We start from the raw sequence: 19,265 nt of genomic DNA on the forward strand, positions 1-19,265 counted from the left end.
AGATGCCTGTCCTGAACCGGATCGCCGCCTTTGCCGATGACATGGCCAAGTGGCGCCAGCACCTCCATCGCAACCCCGAGCTGGGGTTCGAGTGCCACCGCACCGGCCATTTCGTGGCCGAGCGGCTGCGCGAGATCGGGGTGGACGAGCTGCACGAGGGCATCGCCCAGACCGGCGTGGTCGCGATCATCAACGGCCGCGCGCCGGGCCCGACCATCGGATTGCGGGCGGACATGGACGCGCTGCCCATGCCCGAGGAGTCGGGCGCAGACTATGCCTCGGTCATCCCGGGCCGTGCCCATGCCTGCGGCCATGACGGCCACACCACCATGCTTCTGGGCGCCGCGCGCTACCTGGCCGAGACGCGCAATTTCGCGGGCCGGGTCGCGCTGCTGTTCCAGCCCGCGGAAGAGGGCGGCGGCGGCGGCCGGGTCATGGTCGAGGAAGGCGTGATGGAGCGGTTCGAGATCGCCGAGGTCTATGCCCTGCACAACGCCCCGCAGCACGAATTCGGCCATTTCCACACCTCGCCCGGTCCGATCATGGCCGCGGTGGACGAATTCGCCATCACGGTGCGCGGCAACGGCGGTCACGCCGCCTGGCCGCAGACCTGCATCGACCCGATCCCGGCGGCGGTGGCGCTGGCCCAGGGGTTCGACACGATCGTGTCGCGCAACGCCGACCCGCTGGACCGGCTGGTGGTGTCGGTCACCCAGATCCATGCGGGCACCGCGTTCAACGTCATCCCCGGCACCGCCACCGTCGGCGGCACCGTGCGCACCTTCACCGACGCCATGCGCGAACTGGCCGAGCGGCGCATCCGCGAGATCGGCAAGGGGATCGAGGCGATGTTCGGTGTCGGGGTCGAGGTCGAGTATATCCGCGACTATCCCGCCACGGTGAACCACGCCGACCAGGCGATGCTGGCCGCGGACGTGGCCGCCGACGTGGTGGGCGCCGCGCGGGTCGAGCGGGACACGCGCCCCTCCATGGGCGCCGAGGACTTCGCCTACATGCTCGAGGCGCGGCCGGGCGCCTACCTGAACCTCGGGATGGGCGGCGGGCCGCTCTGTCACAACCCCGCCTTCGATTTCAAGGACGAGCTGTCGCCCATCGGCGCCAGTTTCTTCGCCCGGCTGGTCGAGATGCGCCAGCCGCTGGCCGGGACAGCGAAAGGAGAAGCCGCATGAAATGGGTATTGATCGTCCTTGTCCTGATCGTGCTCGCGGTGCTGGCCGCCGCGATCTTCATCCGGTCGCGCCCGGTGCCGCAATCCGCGCTGGACTTTCCGCAAGTCACGCGCGGGGCGGGGGACGACACCCGGCAGTCGGGCTTCACCGCCGTGCGCACGCCCGATGATCCGGAGGCCGCCGTGCTGCGCCTTCTGGACGCCGCCCGCGACACCCCGCGCACCGATATCGTGCTGAACGAGCCCTATCGTTTCGTCGCCGTCACCCGGTCGCTGGTCATGGGCTTTCCCGACGTGGCCCATGTCTGGGCCGATGGCGACCGCGTCATCGTCACGTCGTCCCTGGTCATGGGGAAGTACGATTTCGGCAAGAACCAGGAGCGTATGCGCGGCTGGCTGGAGGCGGCGCAGCTCTAGCTGCTGAGGCAGCCGGCGGAAACCTCGCGCCACATGGGCACGTTCAGCGACATCTCGCAGCGGGCCATGAACTCGCGCCCGCCCACGCTGAGGCAGACCGACTGGCCCATTTCCACCCGCGCGCCATCCGCATCCGTGCAGTAGCAGTCGACGCCTTTCGCGTCCTGCGCTACGGCCGCCGTCGTCATCGCAAGGGTGAGCCAGATCCATCGCATGGGTGGCAGGATACCACGCGTGGGTGGCCTTGACCAAGCGCGGGCTTTGCGGGATTGATCGCCGCCATGGTGCCCCTCGACCGCCTTGCCCAGATCACCGACAGGTTCGAATATCTAGAAGCCGCCATGTCCGATGGCAGCGGCGATATCGCCGCCCTGGGCCGCGAATACGCCGAGCTGCGTCCCGTGGTGTCCGAGATCCGCGAGTATCGCGCAACGCTCGACGCCATCGCCGAGGCCGAGGCAATGCTGGACGACCCCGAGATGCGCGAACTGGCCGAGGACGAGCTCCCGCTGCTGCGCGAACGGTTGCCGGAGCTCGAGGAGAACCTGCGCATCGCGCTGTTGCCGAGGGACGCCGCCGACGCCCGCCCGGCGATCCTGGAAATCCGGCCCGGCACCGGCGGGGAAGAGGCGGCCCTGTTCGCCGCCGATCTCATGCGGATGTACCAGCGTTTCGCCGAGGCACAGGGCTGGCGGTTCGAGATCGCCGAAATGGCCGAGACCGAGCTGGGCGGACTGAAGGAACTGGTCGCCAACGTGCAGGGCGACGGCGTCTTCGCGCGGCTGAAGTTCGAATCGGGCGTGCACCGGGTGCAGCGCGTTCCCGCGACCGAGTCTGGCGGGCGCATCCACACCTCGGCCGCGACGGTCGCCGTCCTGCCCGAAGCGCAGGAGGTCGACATCCACATCGACCCGGCCGACCTGCGCATCGACACCATGCGCGCCTCGGGTGCGGGCGGGCAGCACGTCAACACCACCGACAGCGCGGTCCGCATTACCCACCTTCCCACGGGCATCGTGGTGACCAGCAGCGAGAAATCCCAGCACCGCAACCGCGAGATCGCCCTGCAGGTGCTGCGCGCGCGGCTCTACGACGCCGAACGCCAGCGCGCGGATTCGGAACGGGCGGGCGCGCGCAAGGCGCAGGTGGGCAGCGGCGACCGGTCCGAGCGGATCCGCACCTACAACTTCCCGCAGGGCAGGCTGACGGATCACCGGATCAACCTGACGCTCTACAAGCTCGACCAGGTGATGCAGGGCGACCTGGGCGAGGTCGTCGACGCGCTGGTGGCCGAGGATCAGGCCGCGCGGCTGGCCGAACTGGACGCATGAGCCGCCACGGGGCGTTCCTGGACAGGCTGCGCGCTGCCGGCGTTCCCGATCCGGCGGGCGATCTGCGGCGGCTGACCGACTGGGCCTTCGCGGGCCTCGACGACACCGCGCCCGAGGGGCTGGCGCGGCTGGAAGAGGCCGTGAACCGTCGCGCCGCGCGTGAACCGGTGTCGAAGATCAAGGGCCTGCGCGCCTTCTGGAAGCACGAGTTCGAGGTGACGCGCGACACGCTGGACCCGCGCCCGGATACAGAATCGCTGGTGGAACAGGCGCTTGCGGCGCCGTTCTCGCGGGTGCTGGACCTGGGCACCGGGACGGGCTGCATCGCGATTTCGCTTCTGTCCGAGCGGCCGGATGCCGTTGGCGTGGCCACGGATACCAGCGACGCGGCATTGGCCGTGGCCGCCCGCAACGCGGCGCGCATCGGCGTCGAAGATCGGCTGAAGCTGATCCGCGCCGACTGGTTCGATGGCGTGGACGACCGCTTCGACCTCGTCGTGTCGAATCCGCCCTATATCACGCCGGCCGAAATGGCGGCGCTGGATCCCGAGGTGGCGCAGTTCGACCCGGCCGAGGCCCTGACCCCGGGCGGCGACGGCCTGCACGCCTACCGCGCCATCGCGGCGGGCGCGCCCGGACATCTGGCTGCCGGCGGCCGGCTGTTTTTGGAGATCGGGTGGAAACAATCCGACGCGGTGCGCGAGATCGTTGCCGGTGCGGGGTTCGTGGATATCGTCTGTCACCGGGATCTCGGCGGGCGAGACCGTGTCATATCGGCCGTTAGACGCTGAAGTCCTGTCGATTTCGACCCAAATCCCGACTTTCGGCTTGTCAACGCGGACGTGGCATGGTCTGTCGAAGGGAACAGGCAAGGGATCGGTCGATCGATCCCGCCTGACATTGCCAATACATGAGACGCCCCCCTGCGTTCGCATCATCCAAGCGAGCGGATCAGCTTGAAGCCGGGGCCGGGCGCGTCACACAAGGCCGGATACATCACTTTATGCGCTCTTCGAACAAACGCTCGCGGTCCAAGAACAACCGCAACCGTCAGCCCTCGGGCGGCAATATCGTCAACCGGGTCTTCGACAGCTCGGGCCCCGAGGGCAAGGTGCGCGGCACGCCGCAGCAGATCATCGACAAGTACAACCAGCTGACCCGCGACGCGCAGCTGTCGGGTGACCGCGTGGCGGCCGAGAACTTCGCCCAGCACGCCGAGCACTATACCCGGATGCTGGCCGAGGCTCAGCGCGAGATCGAGGCCAAGCGCGAGCAGCACGAGCAGCGTCAGCAGAACAACAGCAACCAGAACAACAACCAGAATCAGTCGTCGAACAACCAGAACCAGCAGGGCGGTCAGCCCCAGCAGGGCGGGCAGGATGACGGCGGCAAGGGCGACCAGTCCGTCCAGGACAACAGCCAGCAAGCCGACCAGTCGGGGGGCCAGCAGGCAGGTGACGGCCAGGACGATGGCCAGCAGCGCAAGCCGCGCAACCGCCGCAAGCCGGTGCAGCGCGACACGGACGTGATCGATACCAAGGACGGCGACGACGAGGATAACCTGGTCGAAACCCCCGAGAACGCCCCCAAGCCCAAGCGGACCCGCAAGCCGCGCCAGAAAGCGGCGGACACCGCCGCCGAGGGTGGCCAGGGCGACGGCGCCGACACGGCCGCCGAATAGAGCTCAGCCGTCGCGCGCCGTGTCGAGCGCGCGGGCCAGGGCGCAGAATTCTTCCAGCGATAGCTCCTCGGCCCGGCGGGTCGGGGCGATGCCCACGCCGGTCAGCACGTCCTCGATCGCCGGGTGCATCGGCTTCAGCGACGCGCGCAGCATCTTGCGCCGTTGCCCGAACGCGCGGGCCGTCAGGGCGAACAGCGTTGCCGCCCGCGCCGGGTAGCGGGGCGTCTCGCGCGCCGTCAGGTGCACCACGGCGGACCGGATCTTGGGCGGTGGGGTGAAGGCCCCGGGCGGCAGCTCCATCACGATCCGCGCGTCGCTGCGCCACTGGGCCAGCACCGCCAGGCGGCCATAGGTCTTGGTGCCGGGCTGGGCCACGATGCGCTGTGCGACCTCTTTCTGGAACATGAGCGTGAGCGAGGTCCAGAAGGGCGGCCAGTCCGGCGGGTCGAGCCAGCGGGTCAGAAGCTCGGTTCCGACGTTGTAGGGCAGGTTCGCCACGATCCGCACCGGCGGCGCCAGGTGCGTGAGCGGATCGATCTCGAGCGCGTCGGCATTCAGCACCTCGAGCCGCCCGGGGTAGGCCGCCGCGATCTCGGCCAGCGCGGGCAGGCAGCGCGCGTCCTTTTCCACCGCCAGGACCCGGCGCGCGCCCTCGGCCAGCAGGCCCCGGGTCAGACCGCCGGGGCCGGGGCCGATCTCCAGGATGTCCGATTGGCCCAGGTCGCCCGCCTGCCGCGCGATCTTGGCGGTCAGGTTCAGGTCCAGCAGGAAGTTCTGGCCGAGCGCCTTCCGGGCCGACAGGCCGTGCGTGGCGATCACCTGCCGCAGCGGGGGAAGGTCGTCGATGCCGCTCATGCCGTCACCCATCGAGGGGCGCTGCCCCGCGCGGGCAAGCCGCGCCCCCGAGGTATTTGGAGAAAGATGAAGCTATTCATGCGGCAGATGCGCGGCGGGCGGCCATCTGGCCCGCCATCCGCAGCGCCGCGATCAGCGATGTGGGATCGGCGCGGCCCGTTCCGGCGATGTCGAAAGCCGTGCCGTGATCGGGCGAGGTCCGGATGAAGGGCAGGCCAAGCGTCACGTTCACGCCGCCCGAGAAATCGATGGTCTTGATCGGGATCAGCGCCTGGTCGTGATACATGGCGATGGCCGCGTCGTAGGTGGTCCGCGCCGCGGCATGGAACATGGTGTCGGCCGAGGCGGGGCCGCGCACGCGCAGACCCTCGCCCGCCAGCTTGTCGACCACCGGGGCGATCAGCGCCGCATCCTCGTGCCCCATGGCGCCGCCTTCGCCGGCATGGGGGTTCAGCCCGGTGACGGCAATGCGGGGATCTTCGAAGCCGAAATCCCGCATCAGTGCGGCATGGGTGATGCGGATCGTCGCCTCCAGCCCCTCGGCCGTCAGCGCGCGTGGCACCTGCGACAGCGGGATATGGATGGTCGCGGGCACCACGCGCAGCGCGTCGCAGGCCAGCATCATCACCACCCGGTCCACGCCTGCCAGCGCCGCCAGGTACTCGGTATGCCCCGGGTAGGCGAAATTCGCCCCGTCGATCAGCGCCTTCTTGTGGATGGGCGCGGTGCAGAGCGCGCCGGCCGCGCCCGATTGCACCAGGTCCACGCCGCGGGCGATGGCGGCGATGACACCGGCGGCGTTGGCGGGATCCGGCGCCCCCGGCGTGGCCCGGCCCGCCAAGGGGTGGGCCAGCACCGGCAGGCCGGTCGCGGCGGCGGCCGCGGCCTGGTCCGGCGTGTCGATCAGCGAGACGGGCGTGTCCCGGGGCAGGTGCGCGGGATCGCCGATCCAGAAGAAGGGCAGGGCGGTCCCCAGCGTGCGCCACGCGGCCACCGCGATTTCGGGGCCGACACCGGCGGGTTCGCCGCAGCTGAGCGCGATGGGCGCCGGGGCGGCCGGGATCATGGATAGGTGATGGTGGCGTTGGCGCGCAGTTCGGCCAGGTAGGCATCGGCCTGCCGGCCAACGCGGCGGTTGACCAGCGCGTCACGCAGGGCGTTCCGGTCGATCTCGGCCAGCTCTTCCTCGGTCTTGTAGAGCCGTTCGCACAGCATGAGGTAGACGCGCGTCTGCCCGCCCGCACGGCTGAGCGCCACCGACCGTTCCCCCGGGTCGAGCTGCGCGAGCTCGACCGCCACGTCGCCGGGGATCTGCGCGGGGGGCAGCGTGTCGCGCTGCAGGCGCTCGGCCGGCAGGCCCTGCGCCACGCTGTAGAGATCGTCGCAGGTCTGCACCTCGGCATCCAGCCGCGCGATGGTCTGGGCCGCCGCGCCGGTGCCGCCGCCGGGGATGTAGAAGGCGGCGTAATCGATGCCGATCACCGGCTGCGCGGGGTCGGTTTCCTCGATCGCGCGGAGCTGGAACAGCGCGATGGCGTTCGGCACCTCGATCGGCGGGGTGACCTCGCCGGGTTGCAGGCCCTGCACCACGTTGCGGATCTGCGGCGGCAGTTCGTCCAGGGCCAGCCAGTCGAGCCGCCCGCCCCGGTCGCGCGAGGGCGAGGCCGAGTATTCACGCGCGGCCGACGCGAAGGCCGGCAGGGTCGAGATCGACCGCAGCCGGGGCAGCAGCGCCTGCGACCGCTGGGCGTTCTGGGGGGTATTGGCGGGCAGGATGATCTCGCTCAGCAGGACCCGCAGGCCGGGCTGAGGGGGCGCCTTCGCGGCCTCCTCGACATCCTCGGGCGTGACCAGCTGCGCGGCCTGCGAGCCGAATTGCTGGCGGACGATCGTGCGCCACGCCTGGCCCGCGCGCACGAAGTCGTCGAAGGTCGTCTCGTCGATCCCCTCGGCCGCGAGCACCTGGATGAACTCCGCGGTTTCGAGCCCGGCGCGGCCCGCGAACTCGGCCTTGCCCTCGGCAAGCTGCTCGTCGGTGACCGTCACGCCCTGGCGCCGCGCTTCGGCCAGTTGCAGCCGTTCGTCGATCAGCGCGTCGAGCGCCGCCTCGCGCGGATCACCCGGCGCCTGGAACAGGCGCATCATGCGCGCGCGCTGATCCAGTTCGAAGGCGGTGACCACGCGGCCGTCCACGTCGACCACCGGGGCGAACATGTTCTGCGCGTGGGCCAGCGGCGCGGCGAGAAGGGCGAGGCAGACGGCGAGGGAACGAAGGATCATCGTGTCACGGGCTTTCCGGGCTGGTCGTGGTCGGGCAAGCCTTATCATCCATTGCAGGTCTTGCGATAGGTGCTGTCGGCGCGTCCGTTGCCCACGCCGGCCAGCGACACGCCGAAGCCGAACTGGGTCGAGGCGCTGACGGCCTGGGTTTCGGTGAACCGGCGCGACACCGACAAATCGACGGTGATGCATTCGGTGCGGTATTGCAGCCCGACGCCCGAACGCTGCGCGCGGTCCTGGTCGAAATCGTACCGGGTGTTGAAGCTGCCGGTCCAGTGGCGCGACAGGCGGTAGGCGGTCTCGAGCGTCAATTCGTGGGTGTCGCGGGGGCGGTTCTCGGACGCGTCGCCGTTCAGGAAGACGTAGGATGTCTCGAGGCTCAGCCGGTCGTCGTTATAGCCCAGCCGCGCCTCGTTCTTCGTCATCTCCAGGTCGTCGTCGAACACCGCGCGGGCGGTGACGGCAAAGCGCGGCCCCAAGCGAAGCTGCGCCGCCGCGAGCCAGTCGGACTTGGTCCCGAAAAGCCCGCTTGCGGGGGAAAAGCCGCCGCCGGGACCCTGGGTCGTCCGCGCGCCCAGGTCGTTCACCGCGTCTTCGCGCCAGACGCGGCCCAGCACGGCGCCCAGGGTCCAGCCCGATGGCGCGGTGCGGGTGTAGCGCACGCCGAGATTGGCGCGGACGCCCGTCTCGATCCGGTCCTGGCCGGGAAAGCGGCTGAGCGCGAACAGGTTGCCCTCGTCGAATTCCACCAGGATGCTGTCCTCGTTCGGCACGGCGTCGCCGCGGGTGTCGGACCAGGCCAGCTGGACCACCGGCTCGATCAGGTGGCGCACGCCGCCCGCGCCGTTGCGCTGCAACGGCAGGCGCAGGGTCGCCGCGGCATGGGGCACGAGACGCGCGTTGTAGTCGGGGAAGTTGGGATCGTCGAAGGTGCGATAGACATCGGTATCGGCGCCGATGTTCAGATCGGCCAGCAGCCCGACCGGCGCCAGCCAGCTGCGCCGGTATTCCGCCGCGAATCCGAGCCGCGCCGTGTCGCGCCCGTCCGTCGGCAGGGACGAGCGCCGCGACAGGACCTCGAGATCGCCGCCCAGCACCAACTGTCCGCCCCCCGCGCGGATGGCCCGTTCGTAGGACACCGTGCCGTAGACGCCGGGCAGCTGGTCGCGGATGGGGATTTCCGAACTGCGCAGCGTCTCGAACCCCGAAAGCGACGCATCGAAAAGCGAGTCGCGCCGCGCCCGGAACAGCCGCGCGCCGGTTTCCAGGCGGTCGCGGTCCGAATATCCGTAATCGATCAGGTAGGCCTCGTCCGAGACCTCCTCGATATCGAGCTCGAGCCGGAAGTCGCGTGGCAGGTCGAGGCGCCCGCGCCCGAACACGTAGTAGCGCGTGTCGTCCGGGAACAGGTCATCCCGGGTCAGCGCCGCGTCGAACTTAAGCGTGCCGAAGCGGAACGCCTGGCGGTAGCGCGCTTCGAGCGTGGTGGTCGATGTCGACAGGTAGGGCGTCAGCGTCAGGTCCGCGTGATCGCCCAGCCGGAAGAAATACGGCACCTTCACCCCGGTGCCCAGTTGCGACGTGGTGCGGATCGACGGGATCAGCAGGCCCGAGGTCCGCGTCAGCGTGGGGTCGGGCAACCGCAGGTAGGGGAAGAACGCGATGGGCAGGCCGAGCACCCGGAACTGCGCGTTCTCGAAATAAAGCTGCCGTTCCTGCTGGTCGTGAACCACGCGGCGGGCCCGGATCTCCCATGTCGGGATCGGGTTCTCGGCGCAGACCTCGCAGGAAGAGGCGACGGTGTTCGACAGCTCGGTATAGCGGCCCGAGACCCGCGCCAGCTGGGTCGCGGCCAGTTGCAGCTGCTGGTCCAGCACCATCCGGGCCGACCGCAGCACACCGTTCTGAAGATCCGCGTCCAGCTCGGCCATGTCGGCCAGAACCACGGTATCCTCGCCGTCGCGCAGGGTGATCGGGCCGGTGATCATCAGCCGGTCGGCGGGCTGGTCATAGGTGATCCGCGTGGCCTGTAGCCGCACGCCGTCATACAGAACCTCGACCCGGCCCTCGGCCACGAGCTGGTTGCCGGTCTCGACCTCGACCCGGTCGGCCACCAGCGTCGCCACGGGCGGGGCCGCCGCCTGCGCCAGCGCGGCCAGCGGCAGAAGCGCCGCGATCAGGGCAAGGCACAGCAAACGCATCAGCCGTCTTCCCAGTGCAACAGCAGGCCCAGCGGCAGCAGGATGGCGGCCACGGGCGGTCCCCAGGCGGCCAGGAGGATCGGGATCTGGCCGGTCTCTCCCAGGATTTGCGCGAAATTTCGGATGAAGAAAAGTGCGAAGCCCAATCCGAGTGCCAGGAGAACCATCAGCCCGGTGCGTCCGAACCGCGTGTGGCGCATGGTGAAACCCGCGCCCACCAAGACCATCGCGGCCAGCAGAAGCGGCATGGACAGCTCCATCTGCAGCCAAACCCTGTGCTTGCGGGCCGAGAAACCGGCGGATTCCAGCTGGTCGATGAAGCGCGGCAGATCCCAGACCGCCACGCCCGACGGGTTCGCGAAGCTGTCGAGGATCTGCGTCGCGGTCAGGGTCGCGTCCACCACCAGATCCTCGTGGGTCCGCGCTCCCTGCTCGGGGTTGGGGCTGTCGAACCGCCATTCCTTGGCATCCGTCAGCCGCCACTCCGCGCCGTCGAGCCGGGCCTCCTCCGCCTCGATCCTGTAGGAGGGCGCCCCGAAGCTGGTGAAGCCGAGGAAGCTTACCCCGTAAAGGATCGTGCCGTCGGGATTGGCCCGCACGGCGCGGATCACGGTCTGCTGTCCGTTGCCGCCCTGGCGCAGCCACAGGCCGTCCTCGCTGATCGTCAGCGCGGCCCGGTCGCCGCCCTGGATCAGCGTGACCTGCCGGTCGTATTGCTGGCTGGTGGCCGCGACGATGGGGTTCAGCACCGCCACGCCCAGCCCGCCCACGACCAGCGCGACCGCCACCGGTGCCGTCAGGCTGCGCAGGGCCGAGCGCCCCGAGGCCCGGGTGACCACCAGCTCGGACGTGCGGGCCAGGTTCAGGAACAGCGCCAGCGTCGCCATGATGACCAGCAGCGGCAGGATGCGGTAGAGCGTTTCGGGCACGCTCAGGGCCGTCAGTCCCAGAAGCCGCGCGAAGCTGACCCCGTCACCATCGAAGCGGCGCACCTGCTCCACCAGGTCCAGCAGCATCAGGATGCCGAAGAAGATCGCGGCCACCATGAGGAAGGTGGTCAGGAACCGCCGCGCGAAATACCGATGCAGGATCATGCCGCCGCCCGTGCCTGTCTTCGACGCGCGGGCCGGGCCGCCTGCCACAAGAGGATCGCGGTCAGCAGCAGCCCGAACGCGGTCGCAGAATAGGCCATGACCATGGGCGCCCCGGACATCACCATGTCGGCGGCCAGGTTGTCGATGAGCTCGACCGCGATCAGGCAACAGACCGCGCCGACGATCTGGGGCGTGGCGCCGAAACGCGAGAACCGGCCCAGCAGCATCACGGCGAATCCCACAAGGGGCGTGACCATGGCGGCCAGGGCCTGGGTGAAGCGCTCGTGACCCTGGAAGACCAGGGCGCGCCGGTCGTCCCCCGTTTCGGCCTGCAGGTCGGGCGTGGCGCGGAACAGCTCGGCCGTGCTCAGCGCGTCGGCGTCCCGCGCGCGGCTCTGCATCGGGTCCACGAGGTCCGAGATGTCGAAGGCGAAACTGTCGAACCGGGTGGTCGCCAGCCGCTGGGTGGCAAGGTCGAGCGTCTGGACCGTGCCGTCGTACATCACCAGCCGGGGCCCGAGATCGGAGCGCACCAGCAGCCCCCGGCGGGCCGAGTAGGTCACGCGCCGCGTGTCGTCGCGGGCGTCGGACAGGAACAGGCCCATCAGCTCGGTCTCGGGCGTGATCTCGGCGATGAACACGGTGATGCCGTCGGAAGGATACAGGAACTCGCCGTCGGTCAGCAGGCCCGCGGTCACGTCCTCGGCGATCTCGGCGCTGCGCTGGTCCAGCCGGTCGGTCGAGATCGGCACCAGCACGTGGGTCAGCACCATCGCCAGCGTCGCGCAGATCAGCCCGAACACCGCCACCGGCCGCACCAGACGCGCGGGCGAGAAGCCTGCCGCCTGGATGACCACCAGCTCGCTGTCGCCGCGCAGGCGGTTCGCCACGTAGACCGATGCCGCGAAGGCCGAGACCGGCAGCACGACGCGGATCACGTTCGGCAGCGACAGGGCCGTGAACTCGAGAAACACCAGCGCCGACTGCCCGTTCGAGATCAGCCGGTCGAACAGGACGACGGCGCGGTTCACCCAATAGACCAGCACCAGGACAAGGCTGAAAAAGCCGAACAGCATCAAGAGCTGCGACAGCACGTAGCGATCGAACCGCGGCACGCTTCCCCCTCGATGGCCTGTCCCCTGGCGCGACCCTAGCGCAGGTCGGCGGGCGCGGAAACTGCCTTCTGGTCAACACGGCGGCGCGCGACTAGGTGTGCCGGAACCCTATAATGATCCAGGAGCCGCCGATGACCCGCCCCGCCACGTTGACCTTCCGCAAGACCGACACCGACGCCCTGGCCGAGCTCACTGGCCACGTGGTGGTGTTTCTCGGCGAGGATGGTGCGCTCGGGTCCGGTGCACAGGCCGTCGACAGCGCGGCGGGCGGCGCCGTGGCGCGATTTGCGGCCAGCAAGAGCGGAACCAAGATGAAGACCGGCGCCGCGCAGACCATCGCCTGGCCCGGCGGCATTAAGGCCGACAGCGTCATCGCGGTGAAACTGCCCGCCGATGCCTCCGCCGAAGACGCGCGGCGCGCGGGCACGGCCGCCATGCGCGCGGCCGGCGACGGCCCGCTTGCCATCCTGGCCGAGGATCGCGACGATGCCGAGCTGATCGCCCTGGGCGCGCTGCTGCGCGACTACGACTACACGGATCAGAAAACGCCCGGAAGCGACGGGCACCCGGGGCCGCGCGACGTCGTGGTCATGGCCGACCGCCCCGAAGGACTCGACGCCGCGGCGGTGCAGGCCGTGGCCGAGGGCGTGTTCTTCACCCGCGACCTCGTGAACGCGCCCGCGAACGTCCTGACCACGACCGAGTTCGCCGACCGGCTTTCGGCCCTGGGCGACCTGGGCCTTGAGGTCGAGGTGCTGGACGAGGACGAGCTGGCCGCGCTCGGCATGGGCGCGCTTCTGGCCGTGGGGCAGGGCAGCGACAGCCCGTCGAAGGTCGTTGTCATGCGATGGAACGGGGGCGGCGACGAGGCGCCGCTGGCCCTGGTCGGCAAGGGTGTGGTCTTCGACACGGGCGGTATCTCGCTCAAGCCCGGGGCGGGCATGGAAGACATGACCATGGACATGGGCGGCGCGGGCGTCGTCTCGGGCGTGATGAAGACGCTGGCGCTGCGCAAGGCGCGCGCCAACGTGGTAGGGCTGGTGGGCCTGGTCGAGAACATGCCGGGGCCAAACGCCACGCGCCCCGGTGACGTGGTCAAGTCCATGAAGGGCGACACGATCGAGGTCATCAACACCGACGCCGAGGGCCGGCTCGTCCTGGCGGACGTGATGTGGTACGCGCAGGACCGGTTCAAACCGGCGGCGATGATCGACCTGGCGACGCTGACGGGTGCGATGATCGTGGCGCTGGGTCACGACACGGCAGGCTTCTTCAGCAATGACGACGCGCTGTCCGAGGCGTTGAGCGCGGCGGCGAAATCCGAGGACGAGGCCGCCTGGCGTCTGCCGCTGGGCAAGCCCTATGCCGATCTGCTCAAGTCGCGCATCGCGGACGTGAAGAACGTGGGTGGCCGGCCCGCCGGCGCGATCACGGCGGCCGAGTTCCTGCAACGCTTCGTCACCGAGGGCACCGCCTGGTGCCATATCGACATCGCCGGTGTCGCGCTGACCAAGTCCGACAGCCCCTATGCCCCCAAGGGTGCCTCGGGCTGGGGGGTCCGCGCGCTCGACCGGCTGGTGCGCGACCGGTACGAGGGCTGAGCCCCGCCATGGGCGTCGCGATGTTCTACCACCTGACGCGCCGCCCGCTCGAGGCGGTGTTGCCCACGCTGCTGGAGAAGTCGCTGGCGCAGGGGTGGCGGGTCTGCGTGCGCGGCGGCAACGCCGTCCGGCTCGACCAGCTGGACCAGGCGTTGTGGACCTATTCGGACGACAGTTTCCTGCCCCACGGGCGGGCGGGCGGCCCCCATGATGCGCTGCAACCCGTTCTGCTGGCCGATGGTCCGGACCTGCCGCCCCGGACCGCCTGCCTGATGAGCGTGGACGGGGCCAACGTGTCGCTGGACGAGGTCAATTCACTGGAACGGGTCTGTATCCTGTTCGACGGCAACGATAACGGTGCGCTGGAAAAGGCGCGGTCCCAGTGGCGGGACCTGACGCGGGCGGGCGCGTCGGCGCAATACTGGTCCGAGGAGTCGGGCCAGTGGCAGAAGAAGGCCGAGTCCTGACGCGCCCTACGGGCTGAGCGTCAGCCGGTCGTTCTCGATCGAGATGCGGCCGAAGCGCTGGAGATAGCTCATCCCCAGAAGCGAACTGCTCATCTCGCCGCCATTGACCGAGGCGCGCACGTCCTCGGCCACGAACTCTCCCACCGACACTTCCGAGAGCATCACGAACGCCATGGGCACCGTGCCGTTCGCCGTGCGCGCGCGCCCGGTATAGGCCAGCTGTTCGGGGTCGAGCCCCACGCGCCGCGCATCGCGCTGGCTCAGCACCATGTCCGACGCGCCGGTGTCGACGATGAAGTCGACGGGGATGTCCTGGATGTTCAGCGTGACGCGATAGTGACCGTCGAAGCTGCGCGGCACCACCAGTTCGCCCCGGCTGCTCAGAACCTGGGCGGGCGCGACGTCGTCGCGCAGATCGCTCCATAATCCAGCGACGGCGATGGCGCCGACGAAGATGAGGCCCCAGATGGCGGCCTGCTGCATGGTCTTGCCCAGGCTGTTCCGGTTCGAGACGAAGAAATACCCTGCAATCACAGAACCAAGCAGGACCAGATACACAAGCGAAGCAATCGAATCACCATTCATGCACCTGATGTAAGGCCCGGAAAACGGTGTGCCAAGCTAGGCTTGCAGGCCAAATCCGCGCAGCCCGTCCAGCACGAACTGAACCGACAGCGCCGACAACAGCATCCCCAGCAGCCGCGTGACCACCAGGACGCCGGTGTCGCCAAGCGCGCGTTCGATCCAGCCCGCGCTGAGAAACAGGATGAAGCATATCCCGTAAACAACCGTGGCGACGCCGAAAATACCGGCCTGCAACAGCGGCTCGCCGCTGGCCTGATCGGTCAGCAGGATGATGGAGGTGATCGATCCTGGCCCCGCCAACAGCGGGATGGCCAGCGGGAAGACCGACGGGTCGTCGCCGGGGTCGTGGTCGTCGGCCTCGGACTGGTCCTGCCGCCGCTGGGTGCGCCGGCCGAACAGCATCTCGAGCGCGGTGAGAAACAGCAGGATGCCCCCCGCGATCCGGAAGGCGGGCATCGAGATGCCGACGAATCCCAGCACCGCCTCGCCGAACAGGCCGAACAGCAGCAGGATCCCCATGCCGATGATGCAGGCGCGGATGGCGATGGCACGGCGGCGCGCCCGCGCCATGCCCTGGGTCAGCGCAAGGTAGATCGGCGTGGTGCCCACCGGGTCGATGATGACGAACAGCGTCACGAAGGCGGTGACGTAGAAGTCGAGCTCGGTCACCTTGCGGCCCCCGAAGCTGCGGATGGGCGCCGCGACCCGTTATCCCGGCGTCCGACCATCATGCCTCGGCCCGTTCCAGCCGTTCCAGCGCCGCCATCCACAGTGTTTCGGCCCGGTCGAGCCCTTCCATCACCTCGGCATACTTGCGGTTCCACGTCTCCAGCTCGCCGACGCGGCTGTCCTCGTAAAGCGTCGGGTCGGCCAGCTTCTTGGCCAGCTTCTCGCGCATCTCGGTCAGCTTCTCGACCCGCGCCTCGCCCTTGCGCACCTCGGATTTCAGCGCCAGCAGGTCCTCGCGGCTGGCGCGCTTGACCGGGGCCTTGGGCTTTTCGGCCTTCTTCTTCGGCTCGTCCGTCTGCAACAGCATCCGCCGGTAGGCTTCGAGGTCGTCCTCGAACGGCGCGACGCGGCCATCCTTCACCAGCCACAGCCGGTCGGCCACCAGGCTCAGCAGGTGCATGTCGTGGCTGACGAGGATCACGGCGCCGGAATAGGCGGTCAGCGCGTCCACCAGCGCCTCGCGGCTTTCCATGTCCAGGTGGTTGGTGGGCTCGTCGAGGATCAGCATGTGGGGCGCGTCGATGGTGGCCAGCAGCAGGCTCAGCCGGGCCTTCTGCCCGCCCGACAGGCTGCCCACCAGCGTTTCGGCCTGGTCGGCGCCCAGCCCGAAGCCCGCAAGCCGCGCGCGGTGCCTGGCCGGCGTCTCGTCCGGGCGCAGGCGGCGGACATGGTCGATGGGCGTCTCGTCCACGTACAGCTCGTCCACCTGGTGCTGCGCGAAATAGCCCACGCGCAGCTTGGCGGCCTTGGTGATCCGCCCGCCCATGGGCGCGAGCTTGTCGGCCAGCAGTTTGGACAGGGTCGACTTGCCCTCGCCGTTGCGGCCCAGCAGGGCGATCCGGTCGTCCTGGTCGATGCGCAGGGTCATCTTGCCCAGCACCACGCGCTCGCCGTAGCCCACGCTGGCCGATTCCAGGTTCACGATGGGCGGCGACAGCTCTTCGGGTTCGGGGAAGCTGAAGGCGCGCAGGGCGGCTTCCTGCGGGGACTGGATGGTTTCCAGCCGCTCGATCATCTTGATGCGGCTTTGCGCCTGCTTGGCCTTTGTGGCCTGCGCGCGGAAGCGGTCGACGAATTTCTGCAGGTGGGCGCGGCGGGCCTCGACCTTCTTGGACTCGCTTTCAGCCGCGGCGCGCTGCGCGGCCTTGGTGCGGGCGAAGGTGTCGTAGTTGCCGGTGAACAGCGTCAGCTTCTTGGCCTCGAGATGGAGGATCGAGTTCACCGCCCGGTTCAGCAGCCCGCGGTCGTGGCTGATGATGATGACCGTGTGCGGATAGCGCGACAGGTAGTTTTCCAGCCATAGCGCGCCCTCGAGGTCGAGGTAGTTGGTGGGCTCGTCCAGCAGCAGCACGTCGGGCTGCGAGAACAGCACGCCGGCCAGCGCCACGCGCATGCGCCAGCCGCCCGAGAAGGCGCTGCAGGGCATGGCGATCTCGGCCTGGGTGAAGCCGAGGCCGCGCAGCAGCTGGGTGGCGCGCGCCTCGCCCGACCAGGCGTCGATATCGGCCAGGCGGGTCTGGATCTCGGCGATGCGGCCGGCATCCGTCGCCGTCTCGGCCTCGGCCATGAGGCCCGCGCGCTCGGTATCGGCGGCCAGCACCGTGTCCAGCAGCGACACGTCGGACGACGGCACCTCCTGCCGCACGCCGCCGATGCGCGCCCGCGACGGCAGGCCGATACTGCCGCTTTCCAGCACCAGCTCGCCCCGGATCAGCTTGAACAGGGTGGTCTTGCCGGTGCCGTTGCGGCCCACCACGCCGACCTTGTGGCCTTCGGGAATGGTGGCCGACGCGCCCTCGAACAGGGTGCGGCCCGCGACCGCGTAGGTGATGTCATGGATCCTGAGCATGGCCCGCGCATTAGCAGAGCGTGCGGCCGCGCGAAAGCCACACTGGCCGGACACGGCCAGGGTCTTTACGCTCGGCCCGACCAAGCGGAGGAATACATGACCATCACCCTGCATTCGCTGCAATATTCGCGGGCCGTCCGCATAGCCTGGCTGATGGAGGAACTGTCGGTCCCCTACAAGATCGTGCGCTACGAGCGGACCGAGTCCTACCAGGCGCCGCCGGGCCTGCGGCAAATCCACCCCTTGGGCAAGGCGCCGGTGATCGTGGATGGCGACCTCGTGCTGGGCGAGTCGGCCGCGATCCTGCGCCATGTCCAGCGACGCCACGGCGACGGCCGTTTCGTGCCCGAAGGCGACCGGGATGCCTGGGCGCGCCACGACGAGTGGCTGGACTACGTCGAGGGCACCCTCATGCGGCCGATCAGCGCCGCCTTCTGGGCGCGGCGCAACGACAGCGAGATCGACGCCAAGTCGCAAGGCCAGATCGACCTGCACATGGGATACCTGAAAGGCCACCTGGCCAAGCGCGATTTCCTGCTGGGGGATGAGCTGACGCTCGCGGACATGCAGATGCTCTACGCCCTGGCCATGGCGCGGTACGCCGGCGTGCTGGGCGACGGCGCGGCGGCGGACTACCTCGATCGCCTGCTGGCGCGCCCGGCGGTGGAGCGCGCGATAAAGGCCACCGGGCCGATCATGCCCGACGGCTGAGCGGCCCAGGTCGACGCGCCGAAGCGAATGGCGCCCGGGGGCGCCGGACCCGATCCCGGCGCCCCGGGCCGCCCAACAGGACGGCGCGAGTGAGCGCCAGCATGGCCTTGCCTTCCTGCCCCGTGACGTGACCGGGCGAAGGTGTCGGGCATTCTGGCCCAAGGCCGGAAAAGCCCCTGGCGCCGTCTCCCCGCGAATGGGTTTTCAACGGTTGGGGTGCATGGTATCGGGACGCGCAATATTCGGGCGGGCATTGGGCCTGCCTACGCTGAAAAATGAGGCACCCATGGCCACCGAACGCACGCTGTCGATCATCAAGCCCGACGCGACCCGCCGCAACCTGACCGGCAAGATCAACGCGAAATTCGAGGATGCGGGCCTGCGCATCATCGCGCAGAAGCGGATCCAGCTGACCAAGGCCCAGGCGGGCGAATTCTACAAGGTCCACGCCGAACGGCCCTTCTTCGACGAACTGACCACCTTCATGGCGTCCGAGCCTGTCGTCGTGCAGGTGCTGGAAGGCGAAAGCGCCATCGCGAAGAACCGCGAAGTGATGGGCGCCACGAACCCCGCCGAGGCCGAGGCCGGCACCATCCGCGCCGAGTTCGCCGAGTCGGTCGGCGAGAACTCGGTTCACGGGTCGGACGCGCCCGAGACCGCCAAGGAAGAAATCTCGTTCTTCTTCTCCGGCCTCGAGCTGGTGGGCTAAGCCCCGCCGCCCAATCCCGGGTGATGTGAAGACAGATGGCCCTCGCCCTTGGCGGGGGCCTTTTGCGTCGGGGTGGCGGCCGCCGCGCGCCGTTCGAGATCCTCGCGCAGGATCGCCACGTTGCGGCGGTTGGCCTTGAAGCCGGCATCGAACAGGTCGCCGAGGATCGGGACCGACCCGACGGCGAAGTCCACTGCGCAATTCACGCCTTGGCGGACCAGCTTGTGGCGCGGCAGGCCCATCCGGTGACTTTCCAGCACGATGTAGGCCGCGGGGGTCAGCGCCAGCGCGTCGCCCACACCGGGGACGAGGCCCAGCAGCGTATCCCAGCCGATGCGATAGCGCGTGCCGGGAATGCCGAAGGCCGTGTCCATGCGCGCGGCAAGGCGTTCGAGGCGGGCGAGACGGTCGAAATCGGGCAAAGTGTTCATGCGATCCCAACCCGCGCCCG

At 69.3% G+C, this 19,265-nt stretch carries 20 protein-coding genes; 9 read left to right on the forward strand and 11 right to left on the reverse strand.

From position 1 onward, the window contains the following. Positions 1-2 precede the first annotated feature (2 nt). On the forward strand, positions 3-1,190 hold the full coding sequence (locus BUB76_RS10730) for a M20 aminoacylase family protein (RefSeq protein WP_073128781.1): 1,188 nt from the start codon (positions 3-5) through the stop codon (positions 1,188-1,190). Further along, positions 1,187-1,606 carry a DUF1499 domain-containing protein gene (locus BUB76_RS10735; RefSeq protein ID WP_073128782.1) on the forward strand — a complete coding sequence of 140 codons (420 nt, stop codon included), beginning with the start codon at positions 1,187-1,189 and terminating at the stop codon, positions 1,604-1,606. Before BUB76_RS10730 ends, BUB76_RS10735 begins: the two co-directional genes overlap by 4 nt. Here BUB76_RS10735 and BUB76_RS10740 read toward each other — a convergent pair. Continuing rightward, a complete protein-coding gene (locus BUB76_RS10740; protein ID WP_073128783.1) occupies positions 1,603-1,821 on the reverse strand; it encodes a hypothetical protein in 219 nt (72 codons plus the stop codon). The two genes, BUB76_RS10735 and BUB76_RS10740, sit on opposite strands and share 4 nt — an antisense overlap. Positions 1,822-1,887: 66 nt before the next feature. Between BUB76_RS10740 and prfA the strand changes: the two genes are divergently transcribed. From prfA to BUB76_RS10755, 3 genes are all read left to right on the forward strand, one after another. Then, positions 1,888-2,937: a peptide chain release factor 1 gene (prfA, locus tag BUB76_RS10745; protein WP_073128784.1), complete on the forward strand. Its 1,050-nt coding sequence runs from the start codon at positions 1,888-1,890 to the stop codon at positions 2,935-2,937. Continuing rightward, complete coding sequence (gene prmC / locus BUB76_RS10750) at positions 2,934-3,728, forward strand: peptide chain release factor N(5)-glutamine methyltransferase (RefSeq protein ID WP_073128785.1); 795 nt, start codon at positions 2,934-2,936, stop codon at positions 3,726-3,728. Before prfA ends, prmC begins: the two co-directional genes overlap by 4 nt. Positions 3,729-3,940: 212 nt before the next feature. Further along, complete coding sequence (locus BUB76_RS10755) at positions 3,941-4,618, forward strand: DUF4167 domain-containing protein (RefSeq protein ID WP_073128786.1); 678 nt, start codon at positions 3,941-3,943, stop codon at positions 4,616-4,618. A 3-nt stretch (positions 4,619-4,621) separates the two neighbouring features. On the opposite strand, the gene rsmA is transcribed toward BUB76_RS10755, so the two are convergent. The 6 genes from rsmA to lptF all read right to left on the reverse strand — a co-directional run bounded on the left by rsmA (position 4,622) and on the right by lptF (position 12,163). After that, positions 4,622-5,473: a 16S rRNA (adenine(1518)-N(6)/adenine(1519)-N(6))-dimethyltransferase RsmA gene (gene rsmA, locus BUB76_RS10760; protein WP_073128787.1), complete on the reverse strand. Its 852-nt coding sequence runs from the start codon at positions 5,471-5,473 to the stop codon at positions 4,622-4,624. Positions 5,474-5,549: 76 nt separating this feature from the next. Continuing rightward, positions 5,550-6,539 carry a 4-hydroxythreonine-4-phosphate dehydrogenase PdxA gene (pdxA, locus tag BUB76_RS10765; RefSeq protein ID WP_073128788.1) on the reverse strand — a complete coding sequence of 330 codons (990 nt, stop codon included), beginning with the start codon at positions 6,537-6,539 and terminating at the stop codon, positions 5,550-5,552. Next, positions 6,536-7,753, reverse strand: coding sequence for a peptidylprolyl isomerase (locus BUB76_RS10770; protein ID WP_073128789.1), 1,218 nt, complete (start codon positions 7,751-7,753; stop codon positions 6,536-6,538). The genes pdxA and BUB76_RS10770 overlap by 4 nt, the downstream gene beginning before the upstream one ends. A gap of 44 nt (positions 7,754-7,797) precedes the next feature. Next, positions 7,798-9,954, reverse strand: a complete 2,157-nt coding sequence (locus tag BUB76_RS10775; protein ID WP_073128790.1) for an LPS-assembly protein LptD — start codon at positions 9,952-9,954, stop codon at positions 7,798-7,800. Next, complete coding sequence (gene lptG / locus BUB76_RS10780) at positions 9,954-11,048, reverse strand: LPS export ABC transporter permease LptG (RefSeq protein ID WP_073128791.1); 1,095 nt, start codon at positions 11,046-11,048, stop codon at positions 9,954-9,956. Before lptG ends, BUB76_RS10775 begins: the two co-directional genes overlap by 1 nt. Further along, positions 11,045-12,163, reverse strand: a complete 1,119-nt coding sequence (gene lptF, locus BUB76_RS10785) for an LPS export ABC transporter permease LptF (RefSeq protein ID WP_073128792.1) — start codon at positions 12,161-12,163, stop codon at positions 11,045-11,047. Before lptF ends, lptG begins: the two co-directional genes overlap by 4 nt. 131 nt (positions 12,164-12,294) lie before the next feature. On the opposite strand from lptF, the gene BUB76_RS10790 reads away from it, so the two are divergent. Together BUB76_RS10790 and BUB76_RS10795 are read left to right on the forward strand one after the other, a co-directional pair. Then, entirely contained in the window at positions 12,295-13,764 is a 1,470-nt protein-coding gene (locus BUB76_RS10790) for a leucyl aminopeptidase (RefSeq protein ID WP_073128821.1), read from the forward strand. 8 nt (positions 13,765-13,772) lie between these two features. Beyond that, a complete protein-coding gene (locus BUB76_RS10795) occupies positions 13,773-14,231 on the forward strand; it encodes a DNA polymerase III subunit chi (protein ID WP_073128793.1) in 459 nt (152 codons plus the stop codon). 6 nt (positions 14,232-14,237) lie between these two features. Here BUB76_RS10795 and BUB76_RS10800 read toward each other — a convergent pair whose 3' ends face one another. Genes BUB76_RS10800 through BUB76_RS10810 form a run of 3 tightly spaced genes read right to left on the reverse strand, consistent with a single transcriptional unit; the run spans position 14,238 to position 17,394 of the window. Next, complete coding sequence (locus BUB76_RS10800) at positions 14,238-14,816, reverse strand: retropepsin-like aspartic protease family protein (protein ID WP_073128794.1); 579 nt, start codon at positions 14,814-14,816, stop codon at positions 14,238-14,240. Positions 14,817-14,852: 36 nt separating this feature from the next. Continuing rightward, positions 14,853-15,485, reverse strand: coding sequence for a MarC family protein (locus BUB76_RS10805; RefSeq protein ID WP_073128795.1), 633 nt, complete (start codon positions 15,483-15,485; stop codon positions 14,853-14,855). Positions 15,486-15,543: 58 nt separating this feature from the next. Then, positions 15,544-17,394: an ABC-F family ATP-binding cassette domain-containing protein gene (locus BUB76_RS10810; RefSeq protein ID WP_073128796.1), complete on the reverse strand. Its 1,851-nt coding sequence runs from the start codon at positions 17,392-17,394 to the stop codon at positions 15,544-15,546. 96 nt (positions 17,395-17,490) lie between these two features. On the opposite strand from BUB76_RS10810, the gene BUB76_RS10815 reads away from it, so the two are divergent. Next, positions 17,491-18,105 (forward strand): glutathione S-transferase family protein, encoded by a 615-nt coding sequence (locus tag BUB76_RS10815; protein WP_073128797.1) that lies wholly within the window; start codon positions 17,491-17,493, stop codon positions 18,103-18,105. A gap of 286 nt (positions 18,106-18,391) precedes the next feature. Continuing rightward, entirely contained in the window at positions 18,392-18,814 is a 423-nt protein-coding gene (gene ndk, locus BUB76_RS10820) for a nucleoside-diphosphate kinase (protein WP_073128798.1), read from the forward strand. On the opposite strand, the gene BUB76_RS10825 is transcribed toward ndk, so the two are convergent. Then, entirely contained in the window at positions 18,811-19,245 is a 435-nt protein-coding gene (locus tag BUB76_RS10825) for a DUF4112 domain-containing protein (RefSeq protein ID WP_073128799.1), read from the reverse strand. The two genes, ndk and BUB76_RS10825, sit on opposite strands and share 4 nt — an antisense overlap. Between the last annotated feature and the right edge of the window lie 20 nt (positions 19,246-19,265).

Origin of the sequence: Palleronia salina (assembly GCF_900141995.1) — a bacterium.
Lineage (GTDB): Bacteria > Pseudomonadota > Alphaproteobacteria > Rhodobacterales > Rhodobacteraceae > Palleronia > Palleronia salina.